Genomic DNA, 15,952 nt, shown 5'->3' on the forward strand with positions numbered 1-15,952 from the left:
GGGCCAAGACGCCCCCGCAGGCGCCGCCGCCGTCGCCCAACGGCGCGCCCCGCCGCCCGCCCGGCCCGCCGCCCCGCCGCCCGCAGCCGACGGCCAGCGAGAAGACGGTGAAGATCGCCGCGCCCGGTTCGACCGGACCGCACGGCCCGTCGGTCCCGCCGGGTCCGCGCAACGCCGGCGGTCAGCCGGGCAGGCCCGCGTGGCCGACCGGCGACGACAAGCCCTGACCGTGTCCGAGCGGTCCGTGCGGGAGACCCTCGCGCGCCAGGGCGTGGACGGCGCGACGCTGGTGCGCCTGTTCCTGCTGGCCCTGCTGATCATCCCGGCCCGGTTGGTGCTGTCGTTCGTCCCGATGACCCTGCCGCCCGCGCTCGTGGTGGCGTTGCTGCTGGGCGTGCTGTGGGTGTCCGGGCAGATGGTGGACAACGTCGGCATGGGCAAGGGGCGCAACGTCGTGCGCACCGCCGTGGCGCTGTACCTGGCGTCGCACCTGGCGACCTACGGCGTGGCCACCCGGCGGTGGCTGCCGACCGACGAGCTGACCGTGGCCGACAGCAGCATCATCCGGATCACGTCGATGATCGCGGTCGCGGTGTTCGTGTGCGACGCGGTGCGCACCAAGGACCGCCTGGACAAGGTGCTCAAGCTGCTGCTGGCGTGCGGGGCGGTGATCGCGTTCGTCGGGCTGGTGCAGTTCGGGCTGGGCGTGGACCTGGCGTCGTACGTGTCGCTGCCGGGGCTGCGGGTGCAGGACAACGGGTACTCGGCGATGGAGGCGCGGTCGATCTTCCGGCGGCCGACCGGCACGACCAACCACCCCATCGAGTTCGGCCTGGTGTGCGCGATGTCCGTGCCGCTGGGCGTGCACTACGTGTTCAAGGCGAGGGACGACGGCACGCCGCACGTGCGCTGGCTGGTGTGCCTGGCGCTGGTCGGGCTGGGCGCGTTGACGTCGTTGTCGCGGACCGCGCTGCTCGGCGTGGCGGTCGGCGCGGTGATCATGATCGCGACGCTGCCGAAGCGGCGGAAGATCACCACGTTGCTGGTGGGCGGCGGGTTCTTCCTGGGCGCGAGCGTGACCGTGCCGGGGCTGTTCGGGACGTTGCGCGGGATGTTCTCCAACATCGAGGACGACCCGAGCGTGAAGGCGCGTACCGCGGACTACGAGGCGGCGTGGGAGCAGATCGACCTGAACCCGTTGCTGGGGCGCGGGTTCGGGACGTACCTGCCGACGAAGTACACGATCCTGGACAACCAGTTCCTGCTGACGTTGATCGAGAACGGCTACCTGGGGCTGTTCGCGTTGATCGGCATGTTCCTGGCGGCGGCGTTCGCGGCGATCCGGGTGCGGATGATCAGCCGGGACGAGCAGTTGCGGAGCCTGGCGAGCGCGTTGCTGGCCGGGGTGGTGGCGGGCGGGATCGCCTCGGTGACGTTCGACCTGCTCGGGTTCGGCGTGGCGACCGGGCTGGTGTTCACCATGATCGGCGCTTCGGGGGCGTTGCTGCGGGTGGCCCAGGAGGAGCGCAAGCGTGCTGCGGCGGAGGCCGGCCGTGCCGAGCGTGGTGCCGCCTGACGGCGTTCGACGGGGTTGCCGGCGGGCTTGTCGAGGGGGCAGGCCCTACGGTCGGTTCCGGGTGTTGGGCCCATTGCCGCACGTGGTGCCGTCGCAGAGGCTTGACCGATGACAACCAAGCCGGCTCGACGCGTGGTGGCGGCGCTCGCCGCGGGCGCGTCCGTGGTGGCGCTCGGCGTGCCGGCCACCGCCGCAGACCGTCCGATCACCGACGTCGCGGCCATCGCGGCCAACCTCGACCTGATCACCGGGAACGACCGGGTGCCCGGGGCGTTGGCCGAGGTCCGGGACCGGCGTGGCCGGTCGGTCACGATCATGTCCGGCACGGCCGAGTCGGGCACCGGCCGGGCGATGGTCGACGGCGACGGCCGCTTCCGGATCGCCAGCGTCACGAAGCCGTTCACCGCCGTGGCCGTGCTGCGACTGGTCGCCCGGCACCGGATCCGGCTCGACGAGCCGGTCGAGACCTACCTGCCCGGGGTGGTGCGGGGCACCGGTGAGGGCAGCGCGATCGACGGCCGCGAGATCACGGTGCGCCAACTGCTCCAGCACACCAGCGGGCTGCCGGACTACGTCCGGTTCCCGGGCTCCGTCGACCGGGACCGGCCGGTCGAGGCGGCGGAGCTGGTGCGGATCGCCCTGGACCACCGGCCGGAGTTCGCCCCCGGCCGGGGTTGGGCGTACTCCAACACCGGCTACGTCCTCGCCGGCATGGTCGTGGAGAGGGTGACGCGCCAGGACATCGCCACGGCCGTGACCGACCTGGTGATCCGTCCCGCGCGGTTGCGCGACACGTACTGGCCGCCGGCCGGTGAGCGGGGCATCCGCGGTCCGCACGCGCGCAACTACACCCTGGACGAGACCGATCCGGCCGGACCGCTGGTCGACGTCACGGAGTTCGAGCCGTCCTGGGCGGGCGCGTCCGGCGCGATGGTGTCCACGCCGTCGGACCTCAACCGGTTCTGGCGGGAGCTGTCCGGGGGCGGGCTGCTGCCGGGGTGGGCGCTGGCCCAGATGCGCACCACCGTGCCCGCACCGGGGCTGGGGCCCGGCGTGGCGTACGGCCTGGGCCTGATCCGGTTGCCCCGGTCGTGCGGCGGTCACCTGTGGGTCCACGGGGGTGACCTGGCGGGCGGCGGCGTGGCGAACGTCAGCGGGCACGACGACTCCGGCCGTGCGGCGACCGTCTACATCACCGCGCTCACCGGCGGGGCGGCCGTGGCACGCATGCGCGCCACCCTGGACCTCGCCCTCTGCTCGTAGCCCCCGGCGAGGCCGGACCGGCGAAGTCCGGAGGGTTGGCAGCGGAAGCGGATGCGGCACTGAGCGAGCGCAACCGCTTCCCTGCCGACCCGAGCGTTGAATTCAGGGGTCCTGAACGTAGGACACACGCGTTCTGAGCGTAGGACACGCGCGTTCTGAGCGTAGGACACGCGCGTTTTGGATGGAGGGCACGCGCGAGGCGGGCGTTGGGGGCGCTGGTCAGGGGAGGGGGGTCAGGCCCTTGTCGGTTTCGGTGTAGGCGGCGTGGCAGTCGGGGCAGATCAGGCCCGCGTCGAGGCGTTGGCCGCAGGCGCAGACCCAGCCCTTGTGGGTGGCCGGGTTGCCCGCGATGAACGCGTGGGCCGGGACGTCCTTGGTGACGACCGAGCCCGCGGCCGCGAAGGCGTGCTCGCCGATCTCCACGCCGCACACCACGACGGTGCCCGCGCCCAGGGTCGCGCCGCGGCGGACCACGGTGGACAGCAGCGCGTCACCCGTGCGCTTGATCGCCGCGCGCGGTCGCAGGTCGTTGGTGAACAGCACGTTCGGGCCGAGGAACACCTCGTCCTCGCACACCACGCCGTCGAACACCAGCGTGCCGTTCTTCACCGTCACCCGGTCGCCCAGCACGGCCTTGCTCTCCACGAACGCCCCGTCGCAGATGTTGCAGTCCCGGCCGACCCGCGCGCCCGGCAGCACGTGCGCGAACGCCCACACGCGCGTCCCCTCGCCCACGTCGTCGCTCTCGCACAGCCCGTTCGGGTGGACGTAGACGCTCATCGCACCGCCTCCGCCAGCGCCGCCACGACGCGTTCCTGCTGCGCCACCGTGATCTCCGGGAACAGCGGCAGGGACAGGATCTCCCCCGCCACCGCCTCGCTCACCGGGAAGTCCCCCGGCGCGTGGCCCAGGTGCACGTACGCGCCGGTCAGGTGCACGGGCGTCGGGTAGTGGATGCCCGCGCCGATCCCGGCCTCGTGCAACGACGCCAGCACGCGGTCACGCGACGGCACGCGCACGACGTACAGGTGCCACACGGGCACGTTGCCCTCCAGCACCACCGGCAGCGTCACGCCCGGCACGTCGGCCAGCATCGCGCCGTACCGCTCCGCCGCCGCGCGGCGCTGCTCGTTCCAGCCCTCCAGCCGGCGCAGCTTCGCGGACAGCACCACCGCCTGCAACGTGTCCAGGCGGCTGTTGAAGCCCACCACCGAGTGCTCGTACTTGCGCGGCGACCCGTGCTCGCGCAGCAGCCGCACCGCCTCGGCCAGCTCCGCCGACGCGGTCAGCACCGCACCGCCGTCGCCGTACGCGCCGAGGTTCTTGCCCGGGTAGAAGCTCGTCGCGGCGATGTCGCCCAACCCGCCGACGGCCACGCCGTGCCGCCGCGCCCCCTGGGCCTGCGCCGCGTCCTCCACGATCGGCACGCCGAACGACCGCAGGTCCTCCACCGGCGCGGCCTGCCCGTACAGGTGCACCGGCAGCAACGCCTTGGTGCGCGGCGTGACGGCCTCCGCGACCTGCGCCACGTCGATCAGCCCGGTGTCGGCCACGCAGTCCACCAGCACCGGCGTGGCGCCGGTCCGCGCCACCGCGCCGGCGGTCGCGATGAAGGTGTTGGCGGGCAGCACGCACTCGTCGCCCGGCCCGATGTCGAGCGCGCGCAACGCCAGCTCGATGGCGTCGGTGCCGTTGCCGACCGCGACGCAGTGCGGCACCTCCTGGTAGGCGGCGAACTCCGCCTCGAACGCGGCGACCTGCCGCCCGCCGACGAACGCGGTGTTCTCGAGCACCTCCGCCCAGCCCTCGGCTACCTCGTCGGCGACCTGCTCGTGCTGCGCACCCAGGTCCACCAGCGGGATGTCGATCACGAACCGTTCCCCTCTCGCAGTCTCCGGGCGGGGTTGCCCGCCCAGACCTCACCCGCGGGGACGTCGGAGAGCACCACCGAACCCATGCCCACCACCGCGCCCGCCCCGATCGACACGCCTTCCCGGACCGCGCTGCCCTGCCCGAGGTACGCGCCCTCCCCCACCCGCACCGATCCGCCCAGCGACGCGCGGCCGGCGAACGTGACGCCGTCGCCCACCTCGTCGTCGTGCGTGACCAGCACGTGCGGCATGGCCACGACGTGCGCGCCCAGGCGCAGCGGCGTCGTCACCACCGCGCCGGCCAGCAGGACCGTGCCCGGCCCCACCTCCGCGCCGACGGCCACCGAGGCCGCCGGGTGCACCACCGTCGCCCACCGGTCCTCCGGCAGGCCGAGCCGGGCGACCAGGTCGAGCCTGCCGCGCGGCCGGTGCGCGTTGGCCACGCACACCAGCACCGCGGCGTCCGTCGAGTGCACGAGGTCCGTGCCGCCGAGGACGGGCAGGCCGTCGAGGTCCGCGCCGTGGCGCGCCGGGTCGTCGTCCAGCGCGCCCACGGGGCGCCACACCTCGGGGAGGAGGCGGACGGCCGCGAGGACTTCGCGGGCCAGCCCGCCCGCACCCACGAGCAGCAGCGGTCTCGGCCTGGTCATCGGGTCGGCGCTCATCCTCTCGTGAACACGACGTCGACCCAGTAGTTGCTGCCGGCGTAGGACTCCTCGGGGAACCCGGGGCCGGCGCGGTAGACGCCGTTGCGGCCGTCCTCGCCGGTGGCCGGCGCGCTGAGCGGCGGGCTGGTCACGGCCCTGCCCATGAAGTACCCGGTGTTCACCGAGTACCGGCCGTTCGGCGCGGTGTAGGACGCCACGTACGTGGTCCCGGCGGTGACGGTCACCGGCGAGGAGAACATCAGCGTCTGCCAGCCGCTCGCGGTCTCGTTCACGAACGTGCCGGTCGCCAGCCGGTTGCCCGCCGCGTCCCACAGCGACCCGGTGTGCGTGCCGGTGTTGCCCGCACCCTTGTAGAACCGCACCCCGGTGACGGAGCCGTTCACCGACGGCACGAACCGGACGCCCAGCTCGTACGAGCCGGTGTCGTCGGCCTCCGCCACGGTCGGCACGGTGGCCGCGCTGAACAGCGAGCACGGGCAGTCGCCGGCCGTGGTCGTGGTGAACGACCAGCTCGTGGGCGCGGTCATCAGGTTGCCGTAGACGTCGGCGATGCGCACGCTCGCGGTGTAGGTCATGCCGCCGCCGAGCGCCGCCGCGGGCGTCCACGTCACCTGCTGCTGGTTCGCCGACAGCGCCAGCGTGCCCGCGATCCTCGCGCCGCCGGCATCGACGAGCGTGAACTGGGCCGTGCTGAGGTCGACCGGCTCGTCGAACGTCGCGGTCAGCGGCGAGGTGCGGGACACGCCGCCCGCGCCGTCGAGCGGGGTGCGCCCGTTGACGACCGGCGGTGTGTTGTCCTCGTTGGGCAGGTAGACCACGTCCACCCAGTAGTTGCCGCCCGAGTAGGAGTTGGTCGGGTAGCCGGACCCGGTGCGGTAGACGCCGTTGCCGCCGTCGGCCGCCGCGGGCGCGGTCAGCGGACCGCTGACCGGCGAGTACCCGCTGAAGTACCCGCTGTCGACCGCGTAGCGGCCGGTCGTCGTGGTGTACGACGCGGTGTAGGTCCGGCCCGCCGACACGAACACCGGTTGGGCGAACGTCAACGTCTGCCAGCCGGTCGCCGTCTCGTTGCCGAACGTGCCGGTCGCGAGCAGCTGGCCGGTCGGCGACCACAGCGACCCGGTGTGCGTGCCGGTGTTGCCCGCGCCCTTGTAGAACTTCACCCCGGTGATCCGGCCGCCCGCGGTGGGCGTGAACCGCACGCCCAGCTCGAACGCGCCGGTGTCCTCGCTGGAGGTGATCGTGGGCAGGGTCGCCGTGCTGAACAGCGTGCACGGGCAGATGACGTCCGGGCTGGTGGTGAACGACCACGTGACCGGGTCCGGCATCGGGTTGCCGTTCGCGTCGGCGATCAGCACGCTCGCGGTGTACCGGGTGTTCGGCATGAGCTTGCCCGACGGCGTCCAGGTCACCGTCCGCTGGTCGCCCGACAGCGACACCGAGCCGGTGAGCTGCGCGCCGCGCGGGTCGGTCAGCCAGATCTGCGCGCTGGCCGGGTCGACCGCCTCGCTGAACGTCGCGGTCAGCGGCGCGGTGGCGGCGACGTTCGTCGCGTTCACCGCCGGGGTCCGGTTGGTCATCGCGGGCGGCGTGGTGTCGCCGTTGAGGCCGTTGCGGAAGACCACGTCGACCCAGTAGTTCGTCGCGTTGTACGAGGCGGTCGGGAACCCGCCGCCGGCGCCGTAGCGGTACACGCCGTTGGGGCCGTCGACCCCGTCGGCCAGCGCGCGCAGGCCCGCGTAGTTCGCGCCGTGCCCGCTGAAGTAACCGCCGGTGACCGAGTAGCGCCCGTTCGGCGCGTAGTACGACACGATGTAGGTGGTGTTGGCCTGCACGACCACCGGTGAGGCGAAGGTCAGCTTCTGCCAGCCGCTCGCGGTCTCGTTGGTGAACGTGCCGGTGGCCAGCAGCAGGCCGGTGGACGACCACAGCGACCCGGTGTGCGTGCCGGTGTTGCCCGCGCCCTTGAAGAACCGGACGCCCAGCACCTCGCCCTTGCCGTTGAAGCGGACCTTCGTGCCGACCTCGATGGGCGTCGTGTCGGCCGCCTCGTACACGGCGGGCCGGGCGAAGTCGTCCCAGACCGTGCACGGGCACGTCGTGGGCCGGTTCGCACCGGTGGTGAACGACCACGTCGCCTGCGTGGTCTGGTTGCCCGCCGCGTCCGCGACGCGCAGCGCCACCGTGTAGCCGGTGTTCTGGGTGAGCGCCTGGCCCGGCGTGAAGGTGACCGTCTTGTTCTCGTTGGACAGCGTCAGCGAGCCGGACACCACGCCGGACGGCCCGGTCACGGTGAACTGGGCGGAGCCGGGCGCGACGGCCTCGTCGTAGGTCGCGGAGACGACCGGGGTGAGCGCGACCGTGCCCTCGCCGTTGACCGGCGTGGTCGACACCAGCAGCGGGGCGCGCTGGTCGGGGCCGGGGTCGGGGGCCCACACCACGTCGACCCAGTAGTTGCTGCCCCAGTGGGACTGGGTCGGGAAGCCGGGCCCGCCGAACCGGAACAGGCCGTTCGGGCCGTCGTCGCCGTTCTTCGGGCCGGTGATCGGTTCGAGGTAGCGGGGGCGTTGGAAGAAGTACTCCAGGTCGTACGAGTAGTGCCCGTTGGGCGCGTAGTACGACACCACGTAGGTGGTCGCGGCCGACACCTTCACCGGCATCGGGAAGATCAGCGTCTGCCAGCCGCTCGCGGTCTCGTTGGTGAACGTGCCGGTGGCCAGCGCGTTGCCGTTGCGGTCCCACAGCGTGCCGGTGTGCGTGCCGGTGTTGCCCGGGCCCTTGTAGAACCTGACGCCGCGCACGTAGCCGTCGGTGTTCGCCCGCCACTTCACGCCCAGCTCCAGCGGCGAGGCGTCGCCGCTGTCGGGCACGTCGGGGGTGTCGGCGTTGGTCCACAGGCCGCACGGGCAGGTCCGCGGGTTCACGCCGGGCGTGGCCACCACGGCGGCGGACAGGTTCGCCGAGTCGTCCACGGCGCGCACCCGGAGGCTCGCCGGGCCGGACTTGATCGGGGTGTAGGTGTAGCTCCACGCCGTCTGCCCGGCCTGCCACACCGCCGGGTGCCAGCGGGTGCCGCCGTCGGTGGACACCTCGACGCCGCCGACCTGGCCGCCGCCGACGTCGACCACCGTGCCGGAGAACGTGTACGCCGTGCCCACGGTCGAGATCGGCGGCACGCTGGTGAACGCGACGGCCGGGGCCTGCGTGTCGGTGCTCTTGGTCGCCCACTTGAGGCCCGGCTGGAGGTAGGGCGGCTGCACGCCCATGTCGGCCAGGAAGTTGACCGTGGCCTGCTTCATCCGGATGTCGGAGGTGGGGGTGTTGGTGAGGAACGCGTGATCGTCGTCCACGCCCCAGGCCCACTGCACCGTGCCGGCGCCGAACACCAGCGACCCGCTCGGGTGCTTGTAGTAGGTGATGGCGTGGGTCTTGGTGTCGGGGGTGTAGAGGTCGCCGTGGTTCTGCAGCACGTACGGCCCGTCGGGCATGTCCACCGTGGTGCGGGACAGCTGCGCCACGCCCGGCGGCTGGAAGCCGTTGTCCTCCACCGAGTTCCACTCGTAGCCGAGCGTGCCCGGCTGGAACGTGTACGTGGTGTTGGCGGCCATGGTCTGCAGGTCCGTGTGCCGCCACAACCGCATCTTGCCGTAGGCGGCCGGGACCTGGAGCGAGTCGTCGCGCCGGCCGTTGACCGTGAAGATGTTGCCGAGCAGCGCGTTCTCCGGCCGCCCGCCGTCCTGGTCGGGGTAGCGCGGGTCGCGCCAGGTGCCGGTCCAGTCGCTCAGGCCGTCGTTCTGGGTGCCCTTTGTCTCCTTGTAGCAGGCGATGGTGCGCCAGTCGGTGCGGGAGGAGTCGATGCTCTTCTCCCACCGGTGCTTCCAGAAGATCTCGTTGCCGGTCAGGAACGCCAGGTGCACGCCCGCGTCCCGGGCCGCCTCGACGTTGGCGCGCTGCTCGTTGGACCAGTACTCGTCGTGGCCGACGGCCATGAACACCTGGTGGTTCTTGATCAGGTGGCCGCGCCGGGCCGAGTCGACGTCGGTCGTGTAGCTGACGTCGTACCCGTTGGACTCCAGGAAGCGCAGCATCGGGTACTCGGCGTTGAAGATGAAGTTGTCGTCGCCGTCGCCGCCGGTGTACGGGCGGTTGTAGCTGACCTTGTACGCCTGCCCGCCCTGGCCGGGGCCGTCGCCGAAGTAGAGGCTGTTGCCGCCGTAGCGGTTGTAGGCGACCCAGGTCGCGTCGGAGGTCTGGAACAGGATCTTCGAGGTGCTGGTGTCGTCGCGGACGACGAACACGATCTCGTTCTCCGCGCCGGTGTCGATGCGGTGCGTGCGGGCGTAGTACAGGCCCGACACCGCGGTGGTCGGCACGTTCCAGCTCAGCGACACCTCCCAGTTGCCGCAGTCGATCAACGCGCTGCCGTCCGTGCCGCGCAGGCACGCCGGCTGGTTCTGCTCCTCGTCGCGGCTGATCCGCTCCTGGAACCGCGCGCCGACGCCGTCGTACCAGCCGAGCCGGTAGATGTCGATGTAGTACGACTTCGCGCTGGTCAGCATCTTGAAGTCGACCCGGCCGCCGGGGGTGGCGCTGATGTCGGTGGTGAAGCCGAGGATGCTGTCGTCCCGGTAGGTGACCTGCCAGTCCGGCGTGCCCGCCTTGGTGTTCTCGCACGCCACCTTGTTCACCACGGGCGGGTCGCACGGCGCGGCGGCGGCCTCGGGCGCGCGCAGCACACCGACGACCACGACGATGGACGCCACGAGGGCGAGCACGACCGTCAGGCGGAGCAGCAACACCGCGAGAGCGGGTCTGGCCCGCGTCTGGTCGGCGGTCATGGGGATGTCACCTCTCGGGCAAAGCCGGTCGCAACAGCGGGTGATCACGCGCGCACTGCGTCGACCAGCGGAGTTCTGTCGTTCCGCTCGTCGTGTGAAGCCGGCTTCGCGTTACAGCACAACGTGAACAGCGCTCGGGCGAGCACCGTGGGTGACGCCCGGCGCGGTCGGACGGGTTTCAGCGGGTGGCGACGGGCGCGTGGAGCGCCGCCTCCAGCTCCTCGACCACGGTGTCCTGCTCCGCGGTCGTCAGGTCGTGGTAGAGCGGGAGGATCAGCGACCTCCTGGTGAACGCCTCCGTCACCGGCAGGTCGCCGTGCGGGTGGCCGGCGTACGCGGGCTCCAGGTGCGCGGCCATGATCCCGCGCCGCGCCGACACGCCGCGCGCGGCGAGCCGGGCCAGCACCTCGTTGCGGTCCACCTCGGCGTCCTCGGGCAGCATCACCCAGAACGACTGGTAGTTCGTCGTGCCGTGCGCCGGGTCGCGCACCGGCCGCAGGTCGCCCAGGCGCTCGGCCAGCAGTTCGTGGTAGCGCGCCGCCAGCTCGCGCCGCCGCCGCACGATGGCGTCCAGCTTGGACAGCTGCACCAGCCCGACGGCGGCCTGGATGTCGGTCATCCGGTAGTTGAACGCCGTCTCCAGGTAGCTCTCCACCACCGCGCCGCCGCCGCTGTGCCGCTCGGCCGCGCTGACGCTCATGCCGTGCTCGCGCAGGCGCTTGGCCCGCGTCGCCCACTCGGGGCGGTTGGTGGTGAGCATCCCGCCCTCGCCCGTGGTGATCAGCTTGCGCGGGTGGAACGACCAGGCCGCCATCTCGGCGTCCGCGCCGACCGGCACGCCGCGGTAGGTCGACCCGGCGGCGCACGCCGCGTCCTCGACCACCGTGACGCCGCGCGGACCGCACAGCGCGCGCAACGCGTCCACATCGGCCGGCACACCGGCCTGGTGCACCAGGATCACCGCGCGGGTGCGCTCGGTGAGCACCGGTTCGACGGTGGCCGCGGACAGGTTGCCGGTCTCCGGCTCCACGTCGGCGAACACCGGCGTGGCGCCGCAGTAGCGGACCGCGTTGGCGGTGGCGATGAACGACAGCGACGGCACCACGACCTCGTCGCCCGGCCGCACGTCGAGCAGGTGCAGCGCGACGTGCAGCGCGGTCGTGCACGACGAGACGGCCACGGCGTGCAGCGCGGCGACGCGGCGGGCGAAGGCGTCCTCGAACGCGGCGACCTTCGGCCCCTGCGCCACCCAGCCGGACAGCACGGCCGCCGACGCGGCCTCGGCCTCCTCCGCGCCGAGCCACGGCTTCATCACCGGGATCACGACGCCACCTCCGCGGCAGGCGCGTCGGCCTTGGCGGACTTCCACCACGTCACCAGGCCGCGCAGCCCGTCCACCAGCTCGATGTCGGGCTTCCAGCCCAGGTCGCGGGCGGCGGCGGAGATGTCGGCGAGCCGGCGGGTGACGCCGTTCACCGCGCGCTCCGGGCCGTGCTCCAGCGGCAGGTCCGAGTCCATCGCGGCGAGCAGCGCGTGGGCCAGCTCCTTGAGGCTGGTCTCCCGCGCGCTGGCGATGTTGTAGACCGCGTCGGTGACGGGGGCCTTGGCGGCCAGGACGTTCGCCCTGGCGATGTCGTGCACGTGCACGAAGTCCATGGTCTGCGCGCCGTCGCCGAAGATCAGCGGCGGCTCGCCGGCGGCGATGCGCTCCATCCACCGGATCAGCACCTCGGTGTACTTGCCGTGCGCGTCCATGCGCGGGCCGTAGACGTTGAAGTAGCGCAGCGCCACGTAGTCCAGCCCGTACATGGCGTGGAAGCTGCGCAGCATGCCCTCGTTGAACGCCTTGGCCGCGCCGTAGAACGTGTCGTTGTTGTACGGGTGGTGCCGCTCCGTGGTCGGGAACTCCTCCGCCAGCCCGTAGACCGACGCCGACGACGAGGCGACGACCTTCTTCACCCCCGCCGCCGCGGCCGCCTCGACGACCGTGAACGTGCCGTCGACCAGGCACTCCAGCGCCAGGCGCGGTTCCTCGGCGCACTGCGTGATCCGGATCGCGGCGAGGTGGAACACCAGGTCGGCGCCCTGGGTGAGGTCCGCCAGCAGCGCGCGGTCGTTGATGTCGCCCTCGACCACGGTGAGCCGGTCGCCCGCCACCGCGGCGGCCTCGGCCAGGTTCTCCCGGCGGCCCCGGACGAAGTTGTCCAGCACGACCACCTCGGCGGCGCCGGCGGCGAGCAACTGGTCCACCACCGCGGAGCCGATGGTGCCCGCCCCTCCGGTGACGAGGGCCCGCTGGCCGGTGATCGGCTGAGCCGCATCCGACATGGTGCTTGTTCCTTCCCTGCTCTGGCTGTGGGTCACGCGGAGGCGAGCCGGACGAGTTCCGGCTGGTCCACCCGCGGCACGGTGACGAACTCGCCGCCCGCGGCGAGGCTGGCCGAGGCGGCTTCGAGGGTGGCCAGCACCCGCAGGCCGGACCACCCGTCGGTGAGCGGCGCGCGCTTCTCGGTGATCGAGGCGGCGAACTCGGCCATCACGCCGCGCAGCGCCTCCTTCTCCGGCAGCGCGGGGGCCACGGTGTCGCCGCGCCGGTAGGAGATGATCGCCTGGCGGCGGTCCTCGTCGTCCTCGATGCGGTCCGCGCCCCGGTCGTGGACGGACAGGCGCTGCACGGCGTTCAGGTCGTCCCACACGACCGTGCGGCGCGAGCCGCCGACGATCATGGTGCGGATCTTGGTCGGCGACAGCCAGTTCACGTGCACGTGGGCCAGCACGCCGTCGGACAGCTCCAGCGTCAGGTGGCCGACGCACGCGCGGCCCGCGCCGATCGGGTCCGAGCCGTGCGCGGCGACGCGGGCCACCCGCACGCCGTCGGGCAGGATCGCGTCGAAGATCGACAGGTCGTGCGGCGCGAGGTCCCAGAACACGTCCACGTCCGGCTGCACCAGGCCGAGGTTGACCCGCACCGAGTCGAGGTACTGCACGGTCCCGATCTCGCCGGCGCGGACCAGGTGCCGCAGGTGCTGCACGGTCGGCGTGTAGACGAAGGTGTGGTCGAGCATCAGCGTCAGGCCCCGGCTCTCGGCCTCGCGGACGAGTTCCAGGCCGTCGGCGTAGTTCGCCGCCAGGGGCTTCTCCACCAGCACGTGCTTGCCCGCCCGCAGCGCGGCCAGCGCGACCGGCAGGTGCGTGGCGGCCGGGGTCGCGATCGCGACCGCGTCGACCGCCGGGTCGGCGAGCACGTCGTCCAGCGAACCGGAGACCCGCACGGTGGAGTAGTCGCCCAGCACCCGCCGGGCCCGCTCCACGTCCAGGTCGCACAGGTACCGCAGCTTCAGCCCCGGCGTGGCCTGCGCGTTGCGCACCAGGTTCGGACCCCAGTAGCCCGCGCCGATGACGGCGATGCCGATCGGCTGGTCCATCTCGTTCCCCCTCTTGTCGCCGCCGGCCGACGTGCCCCGGCGGGTCATCAGTAGGCCCCCTGGCCGCCGAACACGGCGCGGAAGGTCTTCCACAAGATCAACGCGTCGAGGGCGAGCGACCACTCCTCGACGTACCGCAGGTCGAGCCGCACGGACTCCTCCCACGACAGGTCGCTGCGCCCGGACACCTGCCACAACCCGGTCAGGCCCGGCTTGACCAGCAGCCGGCGGCGCATGTCGGGGCCGTACCTCGCGCTCTCCTCCGGCAACGGCGGTCGCGGTCCGACCAGCGACATCGAGCCGCCGAGGACGTTGAACAGCTGCGGCAGCTCGTCCAGCGAGTACCGCCGGAGGAACCGGCCGACCGCGGTCACCCGGGGGTCGCGCCGCATCTTGAACAGCACGCCCGCGCCCTCGTTCACCGCCTGGAGCCGCGCCCGCAGCGCGTCGGCGTTGGTGACCATGGTGCGGAACTTCAGGATGGTGAACGGCACGCCGTCCTTGCCGACCCGGCGCTGCCGGTAGAGCACCGGGCCGCGGGTGTCGACCATGATCGCCACCGCGACGGCCAGCAGCACCGGGCTCAGCAGGCCGACGAGCAGCAACGAGCCGATCTTGTCCACCGCGGTCTTGACCACGCGGCGGAAGCCGGTGAACGACGGTTCGCTCACCCGCAGCAACGGCATCCCCAGCACACCGGTCACGTGCAGCCGCGGCCCGGCGAAGTCCATGAGGGCGGGCGCGACGACCATCTCGGTGCCGGTGCCCTCCAGGTCCCAGGCGAGCTGCTGGAGCCGGCGCGGCGTCCAGTAGGCGTCGGCCGTGACCGCGACGATCCGGTACCCGCCGCGCCGGACCTGCTCCCCCAGCTCCCCGAACCGGCCGACCACCGGCACGCCCTCCAGCTCCACGCCGATCTCGGCGCGGCCGTCCACCGTGCACACCGCGTCCACGCGCCAGCCGAGGTGCGGCGCGCGACGGGTGCGCTTGATCAGGTCGGTGACGGTGTCGAGGTTCCCCGCCGCGAGCACCGGCAGCAGGCAACGCCCCTCGCCCCGGGCCCGGTGCAGCGGGCGGCGCAGCAGGTAGCGGACCGGGAACGCGACCAGCGCGATGGCCGGCCCCACCACGAACACCCAGAGCCGGGCGCCGGGCAACCCGGCCGCGAGCGCCCCCAACCCGAGCGCCACCACGGACCCGAACACACCGCGCCCGAGCCGCCGGAACTCCTCCGCGCCCTGCCCCAGCACCGCCGGGTTCCACACCCGGTTGAGGAACAACGACCCGACGACCACCACGACGGTGATCGCCTCTAGCACGAAGTACGGCAGCGGCGCGAACGACACGTGCCCCGGCAGGAAGAACCCGGCGAGCACCACGACCGCGACCGTGCACAGCACGTCGGCGGCGATCACGCCGTAGCGGTAGGCGGGTTCCCAGCTCCCGACGGTGGGGCTGGTCGTGCGATGGGTGGTGCCGACCGCCGCGACCGGTCTGTGTCGCGTTGGCTGGACCTGCTCGCTCATCGTGGAACTCCCCCGGGTTGGGCCGGTTCGGACGTGCACGTTCGCAGGGCATCCCCGACGGACCCGCGTGGTGTACGACAGATTTGCGGCCGGTGATTTCTCACCCGGCCAAACCGTCATTCGTCCCGCCCGCTTCGCGCGTTACACGGACAGTGAAGTTCGTCCGCCGGCCATTCCTCGCCCCACCACCCGGCGGACACTCAACAGGGCAACCAGGTGACTTCGGGTTACCGCGACCAGCCCGGAAAGCCCTTCCCCCGACGGCCGTCCACTGTGGTCCACGCACTCGTGGCCAGGTCCATCGAATCTGGGACAACTTCCGTTACAGCCGGTTTTCGACGCGGGTCGAAACACGTGCGGAATACCGCCGGAAAAGCCCCCGCCCCGACCGCACCGTGGCGGCCAGCGATCACCCATTCACAGAGTGCCAGCATCTATTCGGCGCAACGCCAGGACCACCCGGACCGCCGGGACTCCGGCATTTACCACCCGGCGTGATCCCCACCACTTTCGCCCCCCACAATGCCCCCGAACCACCCGTGTCGGACATCACCCACCACTGCACGCACCCGTGCGGCCACCCGCTGCCTCCAACCCGACCCGCACGGGCAAACCTGCCCTCCCCACGCCCGCCCCTACCGACACCCGCCGGCCGCCCCACGTCCGGGCACGCCTGCCCGAACAGGGTTCCGTGTCATCCCGCCGACCTGGCGCAGCCCTACCGCGCGTGTCAAGGGGGCGCTTCCAGCCCTACCGCACCTTGCGCCGGAACCGCCCCCTTGACG

At 72.4% G+C, this 15,952-nt stretch carries 10 protein-coding genes and 1 pseudogene; 3 read left to right on the forward strand and 8 right to left on the reverse strand.

The annotated features are described in order from the left end of the window. The 3 genes and pseudogenes from ACFXGA_RS34885 to ACFXGA_RS34895 form a co-directional block, all read left to right on the forward strand. Positions 1-227 (forward strand): annotated as a pseudogene (locus ACFXGA_RS34885) (hypothetical protein); the annotation flags it as partial. Next, positions 200-1,576 (forward strand): O-antigen ligase family protein, encoded by a 1,377-nt coding sequence (locus ACFXGA_RS34890; RefSeq protein ID WP_378095536.1) that lies wholly within the window; start codon positions 200-202, stop codon positions 1,574-1,576. The pseudogene ACFXGA_RS34885 and the gene ACFXGA_RS34890, both read left to right, overlap by 28 nt. A gap of 108 nt (positions 1,577-1,684) precedes the next feature. Then, complete coding sequence (locus tag ACFXGA_RS34895; protein ID WP_378095539.1) at positions 1,685-2,839, forward strand: serine hydrolase domain-containing protein; 1,155 nt, start codon at positions 1,685-1,687, stop codon at positions 2,837-2,839. Between the two features lie 219 nt (positions 2,840-3,058). Here the strand turns inward: ACFXGA_RS34895 and ACFXGA_RS34900 are convergent, their stop codons facing one another. The 8 genes from ACFXGA_RS34900 to ACFXGA_RS34935 form a co-directional block, all read right to left on the reverse strand. Then, positions 3,059-3,619, reverse strand: coding sequence for an acyltransferase (locus tag ACFXGA_RS34900; protein ID WP_378095542.1), 561 nt, complete (start codon positions 3,617-3,619; stop codon positions 3,059-3,061). Beyond that, positions 3,616-4,707: a DegT/DnrJ/EryC1/StrS family aminotransferase gene (locus ACFXGA_RS34905; RefSeq protein WP_378095565.1), complete on the reverse strand. Its 1,092-nt coding sequence runs from the start codon at positions 4,705-4,707 to the stop codon at positions 3,616-3,618. The genes ACFXGA_RS34900 and ACFXGA_RS34905 overlap by 4 nt, the downstream gene beginning before the upstream one ends. Continuing rightward, the gene (locus tag ACFXGA_RS34910) at positions 4,707-5,360 is read right to left on the reverse strand and encodes an acetyltransferase (RefSeq protein ID WP_378095546.1); all 654 of its coding nucleotides are present in this window, start codon (positions 5,358-5,360) and stop codon (positions 4,707-4,709) included. The genes ACFXGA_RS34905 and ACFXGA_RS34910 overlap by 1 nt, the downstream gene beginning before the upstream one ends. Positions 5,361-5,371: 11 nt before the next feature. Further along, positions 5,372-10,216, reverse strand: coding sequence for a DUF4082 domain-containing protein (locus tag ACFXGA_RS34915; protein ID WP_378095550.1), 4,845 nt, complete (start codon positions 10,214-10,216; stop codon positions 5,372-5,374). A gap of 178 nt (positions 10,217-10,394) precedes the next feature. Continuing rightward, positions 10,395-11,540, reverse strand: a complete 1,146-nt coding sequence (locus ACFXGA_RS34920) for a DegT/DnrJ/EryC1/StrS family aminotransferase (protein ID WP_378095553.1) — start codon at positions 11,538-11,540, stop codon at positions 10,395-10,397. After that, on the reverse strand, positions 11,537-12,544 hold the full coding sequence (locus tag ACFXGA_RS34925) for an SDR family NAD(P)-dependent oxidoreductase (protein WP_378095556.1): 1,008 nt from the start codon (positions 12,542-12,544) through the stop codon (positions 11,537-11,539). The genes ACFXGA_RS34920 and ACFXGA_RS34925 overlap by 4 nt, the downstream gene beginning before the upstream one ends. A 32-nt stretch (positions 12,545-12,576) precedes the next feature. After that, a complete protein-coding gene (locus ACFXGA_RS34930) occupies positions 12,577-13,641 on the reverse strand; it encodes a Gfo/Idh/MocA family protein (protein ID WP_378095559.1) in 1,065 nt (354 codons plus the stop codon). A 47-nt stretch (positions 13,642-13,688) separates the two neighbouring features. After that, positions 13,689-15,167 (reverse strand): sugar transferase, encoded by a 1,479-nt coding sequence (locus tag ACFXGA_RS34935; RefSeq protein ID WP_378095562.1) that lies wholly within the window; start codon positions 15,165-15,167, stop codon positions 13,689-13,691. Positions 15,168-15,952: the final 785 nt, after the last annotated feature.

The sequence above is a fragment of the Actinosynnema sp. NPDC059335 genome, assembly GCF_042752395.1.
Lineage (GTDB): Bacteria > Actinomycetota > Actinomycetes > Mycobacteriales > Pseudonocardiaceae > Actinosynnema.